The organism is Streptosporangium sp. NPDC049046 (genome assembly GCF_040649155.1).
Lineage (GTDB): Bacteria > Actinomycetota > Actinomycetes > Streptosporangiales > Streptosporangiaceae > Streptosporangium.
The window spans coordinates 1-14938 of the sequence record NZ_JBEZEZ010000020.1; the positions used below are offsets into that span (position 1 = coordinate 1).

Annotated in this window: 12 protein-coding genes; 4 read left to right on the forward strand and 8 right to left on the reverse strand. The window is 67.8% G+C overall.

The window, feature by feature from the left end; all coding sequences use genetic code 11:
• Nucleotides 1-68: 68 nt before the first annotated feature.
• The 6 genes from AB0B96_RS26520 to AB0B96_RS26545 form a co-directional block, all read right to left on the reverse strand.
• Entirely contained in the window at nt 69-1172 is a 1104-nt protein-coding gene (locus tag AB0B96_RS26520) for a lytic polysaccharide monooxygenase (RefSeq protein WP_362902791.1), read from the reverse strand.
• A 460-nt stretch (nt 1173-1632) separates the two neighbouring features.
• Nucleotides 1633-1929 carry a DUF6204 family protein gene (locus tag AB0B96_RS26525; RefSeq protein WP_362902793.1) on the reverse strand — a complete coding sequence of 99 codons (297 nt, stop codon included), beginning with the start codon at nt 1927-1929 and terminating at the stop codon, nt 1633-1635.
• Nucleotides 1930-1933: 4 nt separating this feature from the next.
• Complete coding sequence (locus AB0B96_RS26530; protein WP_362902795.1) at nt 1934-2572, reverse strand: TetR/AcrR family transcriptional regulator; 639 nt, start codon at nt 2570-2572, stop codon at nt 1934-1936.
• A 333-nt stretch (nt 2573-2905) separates the two neighbouring features.
• On the reverse strand, nt 2906-3379 hold the full coding sequence (locus AB0B96_RS26535) for a hypothetical protein (protein ID WP_362902797.1): 474 nt from the start codon (nt 3377-3379) through the stop codon (nt 2906-2908).
• A 313-nt stretch (nt 3380-3692) separates the two neighbouring features.
• Nucleotides 3693-6314: a rifamycin-inactivating phosphotransferase gene (gene rph, locus AB0B96_RS26540; protein ID WP_362902799.1), complete on the reverse strand. Its 2622-nt coding sequence runs from the start codon at nt 6312-6314 to the stop codon at nt 3693-3695.
• Nucleotides 6315-6485: 171 nt separating this feature from the next.
• Nucleotides 6486-7154 carry a DUF998 domain-containing protein gene (locus AB0B96_RS26545; RefSeq protein ID WP_362902801.1) on the reverse strand — a complete coding sequence of 223 codons (669 nt, stop codon included), beginning with the start codon at nt 7152-7154 and terminating at the stop codon, nt 6486-6488.
• A gap of 248 nt (nt 7155-7402) precedes the next feature.
• On the opposite strand from AB0B96_RS26545, the gene AB0B96_RS26550 reads away from it, so the two are divergent.
• Nucleotides 7403-7591, forward strand: a complete 189-nt coding sequence (locus AB0B96_RS26550; RefSeq protein WP_362902803.1) for a hypothetical protein — start codon at nt 7403-7405, stop codon at nt 7589-7591.
• A gap of 74 nt (nt 7592-7665) precedes the next feature.
• On the opposite strand, the gene AB0B96_RS26555 is transcribed toward AB0B96_RS26550, so the two are convergent.
• A complete protein-coding gene (locus AB0B96_RS26555; protein ID WP_362902805.1) occupies nt 7666-9795 on the reverse strand; it encodes an NACHT domain-containing protein in 2130 nt (709 codons plus the stop codon).
• A 371-nt stretch (nt 9796-10166) separates the two neighbouring features.
• On the opposite strand from AB0B96_RS26555, the gene AB0B96_RS26560 reads away from it, so the two are divergent.
• Entirely contained in the window at nt 10167-11522 is a 1356-nt protein-coding gene (locus tag AB0B96_RS26560; protein WP_362902807.1) for a hypothetical protein, read from the forward strand.
• A 153-nt stretch (nt 11523-11675) separates the two neighbouring features.
• On the opposite strand, the gene AB0B96_RS26565 is transcribed toward AB0B96_RS26560, so the two are convergent.
• Complete coding sequence (locus AB0B96_RS26565; RefSeq protein WP_362902809.1) at nt 11676-12428, reverse strand: SDR family oxidoreductase; 753 nt, start codon at nt 12426-12428, stop codon at nt 11676-11678.
• A gap of 122 nt (nt 12429-12550) precedes the next feature.
• Between AB0B96_RS26565 and AB0B96_RS26570 the strand changes: the two genes are divergently transcribed.
• Both AB0B96_RS26570 and AB0B96_RS26575 read left to right on the forward strand, forming a co-directional pair.
• Nucleotides 12551-13501, forward strand: a complete 951-nt coding sequence (locus AB0B96_RS26570) for an AraC family transcriptional regulator (protein WP_362902811.1) — start codon at nt 12551-12553, stop codon at nt 13499-13501.
• Between the two features lie 693 nt (nt 13502-14194).
• Entirely contained in the window at nt 14195-14938 is a 744-nt protein-coding gene (locus AB0B96_RS26575; protein ID WP_362902813.1) for an LmbU family transcriptional regulator, read from the forward strand.

The following is a 14938-nucleotide window of genomic DNA, read 5'->3' on the forward strand; positions in this document are numbered from 1 at the left end:
TTACGGGGCTGCGTCGGCGCGCGGCGTTGGGGGGGGGCGCCGACGTGTGCCCGCTCGGCGGGAGAGGGTCAGGTCGCCGTGCAGGTGAGGGTTGGGGCGTTACCGGAGCCGGAGCCGATGAATCCGAAGGTGGTGGAGGCGCCGGCGCCCAGCGAGCCGTTGTAGGCGGCGTTGCGGGCGGTGACCGCGGATCCGTTCGCGGTCACGGTCGCGCTCCAGGACGAGCTGATCCTCTCGCCGTTGGCGAAGGTCCAGTTCACCGTCCAGCCGGTGATCGCCCTGGAGCCGGCGGTCACGCTCACGTCGGCCTGGAAGCCACCGGACCACTGGGAGGTGACGCGGTAGGTGGCCGAGCAGCCGCCCGTACCCGGAGTCGGAGTCGGGGTGGGAGTGGGAGTGGGGGTCGGCGTGGGCGTGGGAGTGGGAGTCGGGGTCGGGTTGGGGTTCGTGCCGCCGGTGAAGTTGACGTCACTGCAGAAGTAGTACGACTGGTCGAGGTGGCTCGCCTGCCAGACGGTGTAGACGATGTGGTGACCGGTACGGCCCGGCGCGTTCACCGGGATGGCCGTGGTGGTGCCCGTCGGCCTCCTGCCCAGCTCGTTGACGAGTTCCAGGTCACTCCACTTCAGCGCCTGGGTCTTGGGGTTGAAGCCCTGTTTGGTGACGTAGACGCGGATGTAGTCCGCGCCGTGCGAGGCCTGGTCCAGCAGGTTCATCGTGAACGAGGAGGGACGGTCCACGGTCTTCCACGCGCCCACCGTGTCCATGGTCCGGTAACGGCCGTTCTCGGTCCGGCCGCCGCTGCACAGCTGTCCGTCGGGGATCGCGCCCTGGTGGTTGCCGCCGACGTTCTCGCGGAACAGCCCGTTCCAGTTCCACATCGCGTTGGGGTTGTCCTGCCATGCCTGCCAGCACATCGGGTCCTGCTGGGCCATGGCCGGGTTCTGGAAGTCACCTCCCCAGCGCTCCCAGCAGCCGTAGTTGCGCGAAGGCGGGTCGCTGATCGAGCCGTGCGCCGAGGCGGGGCCCGCCAGCACGGTGGTGAACATGAGCGCGGTCGCGAGCGCGACGGCGGCCGCGACGACCATCCGCCAGACCGGGACTCGGTGGACGGTGACGCCGTCGGACACGTGCACTTGGTCGCGCAGAAGTCGGAGCGTACGTGGCCTCATCGTGTGAAGGTCTCCTTTTGAAGGCCGGGATTTCGAATGCCGGGATGACGAGTCCTGGCGCGCCGAGTGAGGGCGGAGTCCTCACGCCAGAGGGTCACCACCGTCGCCCACCCCCCGGCCCCGGAGCAACCGTGGCGCACACTCCCCGGACGGCGACCGCCCGGGAACTGGCCATACGCTACAAAACGGATGAAAGGTTCATTTCCCACGACTTTTCCCGGAGGCGGCCCCGGTATCCGTTCCCGACGTCCGCCCGGAGGCGGCGCTCTCACCCCGTCCGCCGAAAGCGATCGGCAATCGCGACGAGCGACAAGCCCGCTGAGCGTGGACACCGTCATGACTTGCCCGAAGGCCCCGGCCCGAGGGCGCGGCCGTCAACGTAGCCGGCGATGTCACCGTCAAGCGGCAGCGCTGTTGGTTTCGTACCGGGACGTGATCCATGCCGAGGCCGGCTCGGCGGTCACATCCGACGCCCCTTGGGGCGAATCTTGATCTCGCGCATGTCGGTCACCGCGAGCTGCAGGATCTCGTGCGAATGCCCGTGCGCCTCCAGCGCGGCCATCGCGCCGAGCGCCGCCTCGTCCTGGCCGTCGTCCGGACCTGCCGGCACCTGGCAGCGGAAGGTGAAGGCCGTCATGCTTTGATCGTGGGTGAACGTCCCGGCCTCGGTGTAGGCGAGGTCGCCCGCGGCCAGGACGGCCACCCGCCCCGCGTCGTCGAGCCCGGTGAACTTCCCTCTGATCGTCACTCTGAACAACTGCTCATCCCTCTCGTACGGCATAGCCGAGCAGGCGCTCCCCCATGAGGCCCTCCGCGGCGTCGATCAGCTTCAGCACGTCCGTGGCGATGACGTCCGGCCGCTCGCCGGCCGTGGTCCGCCTGCCGATCTCCGACAGGACCATGCTGTGCAGGCTCCCAAGCTGCCAGGCGACAGCCTGCGGCACCGGGTCGCCGGACTCGGCACCGGTCTCCTGGACCAACCGATCGGCCAGCTCGGCGGTCATCTGGTGGGCAAGCCGCTCAAGCCGGGCGGTCAGCGTGGGCGCGGCTCGCATCATCTCCAGCACGCGGCCGAATCCCTCGCTCAGCCCGACCTTGCGCTCATGCCCGCTCACCTCCTGCCGCAGCCGCGCCAGGACCGCGTCGGCCGCCGACTGGCCGGGCTCACGCCCGCGCACCATGTCGGCCAGTCGCTGCGGGGATGCCTCCTCCGGGGGCAGGACGAGGTCCTCCTTGGTGTGGAAGTAGTTGTAGACGGTGTTGACCGACACCTCGGCAGCCGCAGCGATCTCGGCGATCGTGACGTTGTCGAAGCCACGCGCGACGAACAGGCCGAGGGCCACATCGGAGACACGTTGCCGGGTCTGTCGCTTCTTGCGTTCGCGCAGGCCCTCAGACATATTTGGAGCCTACTGAAAATTTGGGGTCGATTGCAATTTTGTGTCTTCCGCATCATCTTGGCGCCCAGGCCGTCAAGCCACGCCTCACGCACCTCGACGTGACGCGCGCCTGGGATCGAGCGCGAGCAGTCGGACACCGTCAAAGAAACCGTCGAACAAACCGGCAACCGGCCGCCAAGACCCCCGGCGGCCCCTCGGAGGGAGCCGCACGTGATGCCGATGATCCCGGATGCCCGCTCCGGGAAGCTCGCTCACCGGCCTGGGAGTCCTCACTCACCTCGCCCGGCTCCGGCCTGAGCGCAGACGCGCGGACTCGCCGGAACCGAATGAGATCTAGCTGAACGACACCGACCGCAGGGAGCAGTTGGTCATCCACGGGCCAGGGTTGACCGGTGCCGTGGAGCACCTCCAACTCGCGGTGATGCTGGTTGTCCCGGCGGGAATGCTGGTGTACTCGGACGTTCCGTCGAAGTCGCCATACGGGGAGTGGCCGCTGCTGCACAGGGCCCTGACCCCCATGCCTGTGGCCCCGGCGGGCAGCGCCTGGGTGAACTGGAACGCGTACGTGCCTGGAACGGTGACCAGGCCGGGGACTATCTGGGACGATCCGGTGGAGAGCCTCACGTTCAAGGGATACCAGTTGCTGACATTTCCATAGTGGTTGGAATTGGTGCACTCCACCCTGCCGTACAGTACGGCGCTGGTCGCGGCGGCGGGTTGCGCCACGCTCACGACACCCAACGCGCAGGTGACGATGAGCGCGGATCCGAGCGCCAGCCCTCGACGAAGCAGTTTCGCGGCGAGCATCTCCGTTCCTCCTTAATACTTCTGACATCGGCCACCGCGAATTCAGCATCCTCACCCGGCACGGTCAACGGTCGAGCGATTTCAACAGAGCCGCAACCATTACGGCGAGGTGATCTCGAAGTCCGAATCCATCGCCGGTCGATTCGTCGTCTTGCAGGGAAACGACCGCGCGGGAGAACGTGCAACCAGCGACGTTGATGAAATTTCCATGGACGCCGACACTGAAGGCGTATGTCTGATGTTTCGGTCCGCCGATCGCGAGTCGCGTCCGGCACCCTTGAAAGATTCAAGGGTGCCGGGACGCCGCGTCGGCTCAGTCGAGGATCTGGACGTACCCGTCGGTTCCGTGCACGCGGATCCGCTGCCCGTCCCGGATCAGCCGGGTGGCCTGCTCCACCCCCACGACGGCCGGCAGGCCGTACTCCCGCGCGATCACCGCCCCGTGCGTCATCAGGCCGCCCACCTCCGTCACCAGTCCGGCGACGGTGACGAACAGGGGGGTCCAGCCAGGGTCGGTGTAGGCGGTGACCAGGATGTCGCCCGCCTCCAGGTCGGCCCGCGCCATGTCCGTGACGACCCGGGCACGGCCTTCGACGGTCCCGGCCGAGACCGGGAGACCGGCCAGCGCGCCGGACGGGGCGTCCTCACGCCGATACCGGCCGGTGATGACCTCGCCGTCCGAGGTGAGGACCCGGGGCGGCGTGAGCGCCTCGTACGACCGGAACGCCTCCCGCCTTTCGAGAATGAGCTCGGCGTCCGCGTCGTTGGTGCGCACGACTTCCCGCAACTCAGGAAAACGAAGGAAGAAGATGTCTTCTTTCTCGCGCAGGACGCCGGAGCGGACGAGGCGGTCGGCCTCCCTCAGCAACGCCTGCTTGTAGACGAAGTAGCGGCTGACCTTGCCGTACTTGGGATACTCCCGATATCCGGCGAAGGTGCGGACGCGGTCGATCATCCGCTTGGTCTCCTCGGCCTTCCGCTCCCCGAGGGGCAGGGCGCGCAGTCGCGTCAGAAGTTCCTGCTCTTTCGCTCGTGACTGCAGGAGTCCCTGTTCGAAGTGTCGTTTGCCGGCGCCCGGCTCGAAGTTCCTGATGTTGCCGAGGATGGTGGGCACGAGCGTGGCGGGTTGCTCGCTCCAGCGCGTCCTGGTGATGTCGATCTCGCCCGTGCAGCGCATGCCGTAGTCGTCGAGGTAGCCCCGGATGGCGTCACGTGCCTCCTGCCCGCCGGCGAGCCCGGCCAGCTCGTTCAGGAAGCCGTCGCCCTCCCGGCCTTCGTCCACGACGCGCTGCAGGAACGTCACGACGTCGGCGTACGGTCTGATCGTGTCCGCCACGTCGAGGAGCGCCAGCCCCATCTCGGAGGTGACGTTGTGCGGGACGGACTGCGTGAGCGCGTCGGCCGCGTTCTTCTCCCCCAGCCACGCCTCGAGGTGGTCGTTGAGCCACCAGGCCGCCTCCATCCCCGCCATGATCACCTGAAGGCTCCGCGGATCGAACAGGATGCGCTGCAGCTCCGCGATGTCGGCCTGGATGAAGTCGAGCAGCGCCGTCCCCGACAAGAGCTGGATCTCGCTCCGCAGGGTGGCGACGGACTCCTGACTGTGTCGGATCAGCTCGGTGACGACGGCCGGATCGGTCTCGATCGGAGCGGGTGGGGCACCGGCCGGTGCGGCGACGGAGTCCTCGTCGGGAACCGAGCGGATGAAGTCGCCGCGGTCGAGGACGGTCTGCAGCGCGTCCCGGATCAGCGGGTCGGATTTCCCCAGGGTCCCGAGGATGCTCGCGCGTCCCGCGGGCGTCGCCAGGGCAGGGGCCACGTCGACGAACAACCGTCCGCCCGCCTCGGGCATCGGCCTCGGGGTCGTCATCTGCCACACGGAGAGTCCCAGCGGCTTCATCGCGTCGGTCATCATCTGCTGGTGGCCGACGGAGACGTAGAGGTGGTTGTCCTGGTCGTCGGTCTCCGGGACGGGGAACAGGGTGGTGATCGCCCGGCTCTGGACGATGTGGAAGTCGTCGCCGACCAGGCACCACTCGATGTCCTGTGGCCTGCCGAAGTGCGCTTCGATGCGCCGGCCCAGCCGCACCAGACGCACGACCTGTGCGTCCGTCAGGGCCGGCTGCGTCTGACGCCCCGGCTCGACGGGTGCCTCCTGGGTGCCGCCTGCCTGCGACGCCTGGACGAACCGCGACTTGGTCGCGACCGCCGTGGTGACGATCCGGTCGTCGCGCACCGCGTAGACGTCCCCGGCGACCAGGCCGGAGACCAGCGCCTCGCCGAGCCCCCAGCCGGCCTCCACGGTGGCGATCTTCCGGTTCGAGGTCACGGGATCGGCGGTGAAGAGGATCCCTGCCGCGTCGGGGAACACCATCCGCTGTACGACCACGGCCATCCGCACCCTGCGGTCGTCGAAGCCGTTACGGCGCCGGTAGGTCACCGCCCGCTCGGTGAACAGCGAGGCCCAGCACATTCGGATGTGCGCAAGGATCTCCGGCAGGCCCACGATGTTCAGGTACGAGTCCTGCTGGCCGGCGAAGGACGCGGTCGGCAGGTCCTCGGCCGTCGCGCTGGAACGCACCGCGCAGGATTCCTGCTCCCCGAGCCGGGCGAGCGACTCACCGATCGCCGCCACGAGATCGGCGGGAATCGTCACGCCTTCGACGACGCGGCGGATCTCGGCGCTCAGGGTGCGGATCGCCGCGTGGTCGTCCGGTTTCACGCGCGACAGCAGATCAAGCTGAGCGTTGATCGACGGTGCCTCGGCGACGACCCGCTGGAAGGCCTCCGTCGTGACGCAGAAGCCGTCCGGCACGCGAATGCCGTTGATTCGCGAGAGCTCGCCCAGGTGCGCCCCCTTTCCTCCGACGTCCGCGATATCCGTCGAGTCGATCTCCTCGAAACCCCGTACGTAACCCAATTCCGTTGCCCCCATCGTTCGTCGGGTCGGTTCGCAACGGGCAGTATGAAGTACTTTTTGATGTCTCATGAGGCGCGCGAATCTGGTACAAAATGAAAAGGGCGAGGTGCGGCGCGTCCCCAGTCCTCGGAACGCGAAGAGCCCGGCCCCCTCGCGACGCGAGAAGACCGGGTCGTACGGATCCCACTACCTGAGCGCGAGCCACCGATCCGCCGCCACCACCGCGATCCACGCCATCCCGGTGAGCGCGCCGATCGCCAGGGTCAGCGATCCGGCCGTTCCGCCCGTCATCGCCCACCCGTTGCCGAGGGCGAAGACCAGACCGCTGAGCCGCGAGGCGGCGGCGAAGCCGGGGCGGCCCGCCCGGGAGAAGTGGCGGCCCAGCACGAAGCAGGCCACGATGTACGCGGTGAACGCGATGGACCCGGCGACCATGTGCATGAGGCCGCTCGCGCTCAACGTGCCCGTCTGACCCAGCGGAGTGCCCGCGGGGAAGCCGTCGCCCGGATCCATGACGAACACCCCGGCCGCGGCCATCGCGATCCCCGCGACCAGGACCAGCCGGGGCGCCCAGGTGCCACCGGGCGTACCCCGCAGCGCGCGGCCCAGGCCGATCGCGCCGGCCACCGTCAGAACCCCGCTGACCAGGAAATTGGTGATCTGCAGCCAGCCCAGGTGACCGGTGCTCAGCATGCTCAGAGGATGACGCGTCAGATCGAAGCCCTCGCGGGTGAACACCTGCGCCAGCGACACGGCCGCGAAGAGAGGCGCGGCGGCGACGGCGCAGGTGAGCAGCACACGCGTCGCCGGGGTGGCGGAACGGGTGGCGGTGGGTCCGGGGTGCAAGGCGGTCATGACGGTTTCCTCTCTGCCGCGACGGGAATCCGTCGCCGTACTCGTTCCGCCGGTCTCACCCGGCCTCGCTGACGCGTCGAACGAGAAGGCCGGGATTCGACGCCGTCACGCCATCACACCCCTGAACTGCGCCGATGCCGATCCGACCGCATTCCCTGTCACATCGGACCGTGCCCCTGGCGGCTCCTCCCCCGATCGCAGGCGCGAACAGACGCGAAAAAGGCCACCGCCGTCATCGACGAGTCGCCGTGACCGTGGAACGCAGGTCAGGCAACCGGGCGGATCTTCCCCCCGGCCACCCGACGCAGCGTCGCCGCCAACCGGTCGCGCGCCTCGATCTGGACGGCGATGCGCTCGTCAGGGACGGCGAGGCGATCCAGCGCGATCTGAACGCCCCTGTCCGGTGGTGGTGCGGCCACCACTGGCGAAGCCGCTGATCTGGGAGGTGTCAGGTTGATCTGAACGATCCGGGGTGGGGGTGTTCGAATTCAGGTGGCATTCCCGGTGAATCTCAGCGCTGTGGCCGCGCCATCGGTGAGGGCAGGGCGGCGAGGTGGTCTTGGAGTTCGGCGTGGCGGAACTGGTAGATCGGGCCGACGGTGCGGAGCAGCCCGAGGCGGTGGGCGTCGTCGAGAAACGCCATCAGCTTGCGGGGTAGATGCTTTTTCTTGGCCAGTCGCCAGACAGCGATGGTGTAGGCCAGCCAGGCATGGTGGTTTCCCTTCGCGATCCCGAACGCGATCCCGACAGCGATCCCGATCGCGATTCCGACTGTGAGCCCGTCCGCGAGCCCGCCTGCGAGCCCACCCGCGAGCCCGAACGGGAGCCCGAACGTTATGGTTCGTAGCAGTGTCAGGGTTCTGTCGGCTTTCCAGCTCGTCAGCGGTGTGGTTGCGACCGTGGAGGACGCGGGCTGTTCCGCCCACTCCACCGCTCCGGCCGCGAACACGGCCGCGAACACGGCCGTGAGCGCAACCATGAGCCCGACCGTAAGCCCGACCGTGAGCCCGTCCGCGAGCACGACCACGAGCACGACCGCGAAGACGACCGCGAAGACGACCGTGAGCACGCCCCCGATCCCGCCCGCGAGCACGTTTCGCACGTGTTTGATGAGGTCGGCTGTTCTTCCTGGCAGATACAGGTTGGCATATCCGGGGGTCTCACTGAACCATGTACCACCCGCGAACCCGGCCGCGATACCGAACCCGAGTCCGACCGCGACACCCTCCACGATCCCGCCCGCGACTCCGACCACGAGCCCGACCGCGATACCGCTCAGAAGTCCGACTCGCCAGATGACGCGGCGGCGTTCGCTGTGAGGGATGGTGTTTTGGGCGAGGTGCCACCAGGCCAAGTCGTAGGTGTCATGGTCTTGTAGCACGCGGGCCAGGTAAGTCAGGTGCTCGCGAGCGCAGTCGGGTTTCCAGGCGATGCGGGGCCGGAAATGGTCGGCGGGGTTACGGCTGGGGAGACGGTCGTTGATGACAGCGACGACGAGACGGTCCAGCAGATGAGCCCGCAGCGTCGCGTCCTGCTGGGCCAAGGGACCGGTCAGCGGGACGGGGTCGGCGGCAGTGGTGATGTAGACGGTGCGAATCAGCCACAGTCCCAGCGCGGTTTCTGCCAGCCGACTCAGGCCTGGGCAGGAACCGTCACGCAGCGCGACCCAGATTGGGGCCCAGTCATGGCGAGGCGTCGGTGGCAGGGTGGTGCGCAGGTAGGTTTCGGCGGCGTCAGGAGTGATGGCGGCCGGGGCGATGACCGCGGTGGCGGTCAGTACATCCCCGGCCTGCCTGACCGCTTGGTCGTATTCGGTGGTGCGGCTGGTGAGAATGAACTGATCGCCGGAGGCCAGCCACCGATTCAACGCCGAGATCACCGCGATGCGGGCTTGCGGAGGAATTTCGTCCAAGCCGTCCAGGATGGGCAGGATGTGGCCGCGATCGAGCAGAGCCTTGGCGGCGCCTGTCCCGAACTGCGGGGCGGTCAGCGCCGGATAGTCCAAAGGCAGGCGCATGGCAAGCCAGTCGTGCAGCCGCGGGTGGAGGTCGATGTCCCAGCCGTTGACCGGCACCAGCACCGGCACCGGGTCGGCCGCGTCACGCCCCGGGGCCACCAGGTGCAGCAGTAGCTGGATGGCCAGGGTGGTCTTGCCACTGCCGGGTCCCCCGGTGATGACCAACCGCCGACGCCGCAACCCTTGAAAAGCATGAACCAGCTTGGGGATCTGGTCGCTGGATCCGCTGAACATCAACAGGTTCTCACCGACCAGCCGGGGATGGTCCATCACCCCGGCGTCGGTGACCAGGTGCCAGGAGATCCGGATCGGTTCGGGATCATCCAAGGACCGGATGGCCGCCTCGGTACGCCACTGCTGGAAGACCAGGCCGGTCAGCGCCTTCTTGGCCGCAGCGATGGTCTCTTCGGGGCTGGCCGGCGTCGAGGGTGAGCGGGCAAAGCGGTCGGTGAGCATCCCGTAGAGCGTCAGGGCAAGACTGCTCAGCGCGATGAACACACCGATCACACTCGCCGACTGGTCGGCCTCTTCCAGCATGTCCCGGGTGAACAGATAGAAGCCCATCGCACTCACCGTGCCGATGAACACGATGATGCCCGCCCATTTCAGAACGCGTCCCGACATAATCTCATCATTCCGTGACCGCAAGATCACATGAAGCGATACGAAGTGTGCGGGCACGGTGTGATCGGAATCGTTAGGCTGCCGTCACCCACCGTGGAACGGATTGAGACGGCGGTCGCCCCCGACATCCCCCGCACACGCCGCCGTGCTCGGGCAGCCTGCTCGGAACACGCCGGTGAACAGCGCCTCCACCGGTCGGTCGCCTCCACCGGCAGATGAACGCCCCCCGTCGACGGCGCATTGGATCAGCACCCGCCTCAAGCGTCCTCAGGATCTCGATGGCCGCTGTACGGCCTTGTCCGGATAACTCCGAACGCGTTCCCAGACGGCCTGCGCGTCGCCGATCGTCGATCCGACGAAAGGAGCACAACGTGCTGGCAATCGGCCGTACATCACGGTGGGCCGCGGGCATCGCCGTGGCACTCACACTGGTTCTGGCGTTTCCCACCGGCGCGCAGGCGGCGGTGGGCGATATCGGCTTCGTCCGGACGATCTCCTACAACGTGCCCGGAGCCGTACACATCGGCCCGGTCAACCCCCTCGACTGGGCGTCCGCGGCGACGATGCGGCCCACCGGCGACACCGTCTACGTCGTGGCCGGCGGCGACGGGGGGTCGGGCACGGCCAAACCGGCGATCTCCTCCTTCCGCCGGGCCGCAGATGACACCCTGACCTTCACCGAATGCATGGGCGGTGTCACGGGCTGCCGGCCGACGAGGGTGGGCGGCGTGGTGCTGCCCGACCGCCTGTACGCCGCCGGCTCCGTGGTGGCCGCCGGCTCCCACGTGTACGCCTCCACCCCCGCGGCGGTGGTCGGGTTCCGGACGTTGACCAACGGCGACCTCGACACCGACTTCTGCGCCTGGGACCACGACTGCGGTGGCGTCGCCGCCCTGCCCGGACTCGCCCCCTGGTCCACGGCCGACCACGCGCTGACCGCGACCGCCGACGGCCGCGACCTGTACCTGTACGCGGCGGGATCCGGCAAGGGCGCGGTCTACCACCTGCGCCACGACAACGGAACCGGCCGCCTGGCCTTCCACGGCTGCATCGGCGAGGCGATGCCCGGCTGCACCACGATCGGCCGCACCGGCGTGATGACCTCCGCGGGCGACGCGGTGCTGAGCGCCGACGGGCGCAGCCTCTACATCGTGGCCAGGAATCCCGGCTCGGTGACGCACTTCCGCCGGGACCTGGCCACCGGCTCGCTGGCAGAGACGGGCTGCCTCTCCGAGGCGGGGACGAGCGGCTGCAACGTCCCCACCACCGACGGCCTGCTCGGCATCACCAGGGGCGCCATCACCCCGGCCGGCGACAGCCTGTACGTCTCCGGCCCGGGCGGCGTCAGCCATCTGCGCCGCCTTACGGGCAACGGGGACCTCGCCTACCAGGGATGCATCGGCTTCGCCGCCGGGTGCAGGCCCACCGGCCCCCAGGGAGCGTACGTGGACGTGGCCGTCTCCGCCGACGGCGCGAGCGTCTACGGCAGCACCCAGGGCCCGTCGTTCACGTGGGGCGCGGCCACTCACCTGCGCCGCTCCTCCAACGGCGACCTCACATACGCGGGATGCGTCGGAGAAGGTCTGCCCGCCATGTGCAGGGAGATCGGGCCGACAGGCGTGATGAACCACGCCGGCCCGCTCCTCGCCCCCGACTCACGCGTGCTCTACAGCCTGGGCGTGCACTGGCGCGGGGCCTTGACCCAGCTCACGCGCCAGACCTCGTAGGCACGGCGTAGCCCCGCCGCAGCCGGCGCATTCCGGAGTCGGCGGTGAGAAGCATGGCGAGACGCTCGGCCGGGGACGCCTGGCCGAGCGTCGTTCGCGGTCGGGCAGGTGGAAAACGAACGCTTCAGATGCCACCCACCGCGTGGTGCCTGCTCAGATCTGGTTCGCGCCACCGTCGACGTGGATGTTCGCGCCGACGACGTAGCTGCTCTGCTCCGAGGCCAGGAAGGCCACGACCGCGGCGGCCTCCTCGGGCTGACCCATGCGGCCCTTGGCCACGGTCGCGGCGACATTCTCCTTGACGGCCCGGGCGGTCTCCTCGTCACCGAAAATGGCGGTGCCCCCGGGAGTCTCGATCCATGCCGGCGAGACCACGTTGACCCGGATGCCACGGCCCTTGAGCTCGTTGGACCACGTCCGCGCGAAGGACCTGACGGCCGCCTTCGACGCCGCGTACGCGCCGAACGCCTCCACTCCACGGTCGCCGGCCGTCGAACCGACCAGGACGATCGAGGCTCCGTCGTTGAGCAGCGGCAACGCCTTCTGCACGGTGAACAGCGTGCCTCGGACGTTGACCGCGAAGGTCTGGTCGAAGTGCTCCTCGGTGGTCTGCTCCAGCGTCACGAACGCACCGATCGCCGCGTTCGCCACGAGCACGTCCAAACCCCCGCCTCGCGCCCGGACCGCCTCGTAGAGCCGGTCCAGGTCCTCCGGCTTCGAGATGTCGCCGACGACCGCGGCGGCCCGATCCGCTCCGATGGTCTTGACGGCGGCCTCCAGTTCGGGCTCGCGCCGGCCGGTGACGAACACGTACGCGCCCTCGTCCGCCAGCCGTACGGCGGTGGCCAGACCGATACCGGTGCTGCCCCCGGTGACCACCGACGTCTTGCCTTCCAGCTGTCCCATGCGGGTATCTCCATCACTCTCTCGATGCCGATCCGTTCGACATCGATACTGCGAGAGATCGGGGATACCATCCATAATGCAAAATCCGGCATTCTTTACGTATCGTCCAGGAGGTGTCGCCGGTGCTCGGATTTGGGGATCCAGTGGCCGACGCGATCGGCCTGCTCCGGCCCCACACGGTGATCGGGCCCAGTCTCCGGGCCGCGGGAGAGTGGGCCTTGCGCTTCGACACGTTCCTGCACGTGCGGATCGGCGGCCTCGTACGCGGCACGTGCTGGTTGATCCTCGAAGGGCACGAGCCGGTGCTCCTGCGGGAGGGTGACACCTTCATGCTGGGCAACCCGCCGCCCTACGTGCTGGCCGGCACGCTCGACGCGAGCCCGCGCCCCGCGGAGCCGGTGTTGGCGGGTGCCGAAGACGGGTTCGTGCGGATCGGCCCGGAGTCCGAGGAGGACTTCTACCTCTGCGTCGGGCACATCGCGTTCGACGACGGGAACGCGGCCCTGCTGACCGATCTTCTGCCGCCGCTCGTGATCGTCCGCAGGGCCGATCCTCACGGCAGGCGGCTCGCGCAGCTGATCGATCTCCTCGCCACCGAGATCGGGATCGCCGCCGCCGGCGGCCCGCTGGTGCAGAACCACCTCGCACAGATCCTGCTCGTACACATGCTGCGTGCTCACGCCGGTCAGACAGACCGGCCAACCGGCTGGCTGGGTGCCCTGAACGAGGACGGCATCGGTGCCGCTCTGCGTGCCGTACACGCGGACGTGGCCCACTCCTGGAGCCTCAAGGAACTCGCCGAGATCAGCCACATGTCGCGTTCCGCGTTCGCCCAGGCCTTCAAGAACCACGTCGGGATCCCGCCGTTGGAGTACCTGATCCAATGGCGCATGAGCCTCGCGCGCGACGCCCTCGCCCGCGACACCCTGTCGATCTCCGAGCTCTCACGGGCCACGGGCTACCTGTCCGAGAGCGCGTTCAGCACCGCGTTCCGCCGCGTGGTCGGCTCATCGCCCGCACAGTTCCGGAACCAGGCCCGGCAGCCACCGTACTCGGCCGCGAACGAAAGCTGAAGCAGTCGTCCCGTGCTCAGCCGCGCCGCTCACATCGGCGACGAAGACACCGGCACACCGCCCGCCTGCCGCTGTCGAACGCCCTCTTGAACCATCTCGCCGACCTGATGCGCGGCACTCGAAGAAAATCGGCTCGCGGTGGCAGTGCCTGCAGTGCTGCGCTGTGACCAGCGGCCAGGCGACCTGGGTCACGTCTATCGGGGATGATGGCACGCGAATATCGCGTGGACGCGAGAGGAGTCCGATAAGAGCGCCGTGAGAGTGAAGAAGGACCGGCGCCATCCATGGTCGGATGTGTAAGCCAGGTGGCCGGAAGGGTCGGCTCTCGATTCATGATTACAAGGAGGGTTGAATCTCGTCGTGAGCGTCTCTGTCCGGGTCATTAACGGCATCCAGGAAAGGCCAGCCGCCGGACTTACGGTTAGCCTCAGTCGAGAGGTAGATGGTGAATTTTTGCAGCGATGGACCGGGCAAGCAGACGAAAGTGGGCAGGTCTTGAGCTTGTAGGAACTTTCACTGCCACCTGGAGCGTACAGGCTTGAATTCGATCTTGTTGACTACTTCTGCGCGCCGGCACGCGCCCTATAATTCGGCGATTGGGGTGTACTTCTTCATGGCCAACCGTGGCCATGTTTATAGGATCACGCTGCTGGCGACTCCCGCTAACTGCACCGTATTCAGGGAGGATGGGTAATGAAAGCTAAGCCAGGAGTGCCTTCGCAGTTCCTGCCCCTGCCCGCAGGTCATATCACAGCCGGTGTCGCCGTTCTGCCCTCAACAGGACTGCGCCTTGACAGTGGGATACCATTTGATAATTGGCTTGGAATTGGCCAGGGGTTGGCCGAGGCCGTGAGCAACTCGGCATGGTGCCTAGGCGACTGGCTGATTTACGGTGAAACTCGCTTCACCGGGCGTTACCGCAATGCTATCGAGCAAACCTCGCTTGATTACAAGACGCTTCGCAATTATGCGTGGGTCGCCAGGAAGTTCGCGCACGCAAGGCGAAGAGCGGGATTGAGCTTCGAGCATCACGCCGCAGTCGCCAGTCTCCCCGAACCGGAGCAGGACTATTGGCTTCGGAAGGCAGAGTTGTTTGGTTGGTCGAGGAACGACCTGCGGCGCGAGGTGCGCGCCAGCCTCGCCGCGCGCGGCGAGGACCTGGCTGACCGAGGTATCGCGGCTGGGGCAACCGCTGATGATCACGCCAGGGGTCACGATCATGCCAGGCATGAAGGTGCCGGTATCGGCGACAGCGCCATGGCCTTGAAACTGCACCTGGATGTCACCGACGATCAGCTTGCCATGATCACGGAGGCGGCCAGCAAGTCTCAGCTCTCCGTTGGAACGTGGGCGCAGCTGATGCTTGAGCAGGCCGCTCGCGCGGCTCTGGCATTCGCTTCGCGGGACCCGAACCCGGTGACGCGAGCCATCGGCTGA

Coding starts and splice junctions, on each gene's coding strand:
- AB0B96_RS26535 (WP_362902797.1), bottom strand. CDS start 3,379: ATGCTCGCCGCGAAACTGCTTCGTCGAGGGCTGGCGCTCGGATCCGCG.
- rph (WP_362902799.1), bottom strand. CDS start 6,314: ATGGGGGCAACGGAATTGGGTTACGTACGGGGTTTCGAGGAGATCGAC.
- AB0B96_RS26530 (WP_362902795.1), bottom strand. CDS start 2,572: ATGTCTGAGGGCCTGCGCGAACGCAAGAAGCGACAGACCCGGCAACGT.
- AB0B96_RS26555 (WP_362902805.1), bottom strand. CDS start 9,795: ATGTCGGGACGCGTTCTGAAATGGGCGGGCATCATCGTGTTCATCGGC.
- AB0B96_RS26575 (WP_362902813.1), top strand. CDS start 14,195: ATGAAAGCTAAGCCAGGAGTGCCTTCGCAGTTCCTGCCCCTGCCCGCA.
- AB0B96_RS26545 (WP_362902801.1), bottom strand. CDS start 7,154: ATGACCGCCTTGCACCCCGGACCCACCGCCACCCGTTCCGCCACCCCG.
- AB0B96_RS26565 (WP_362902809.1), bottom strand. CDS start 12,428: ATGGGACAGCTGGAAGGCAAGACGTCGGTGGTCACCGGGGGCAGCACC.
- AB0B96_RS26520 (WP_362902791.1), bottom strand. CDS start 1,172: ATGAGGCCACGTACGCTCCGACTTCTGCGCGACCAAGTGCACGTGTCC.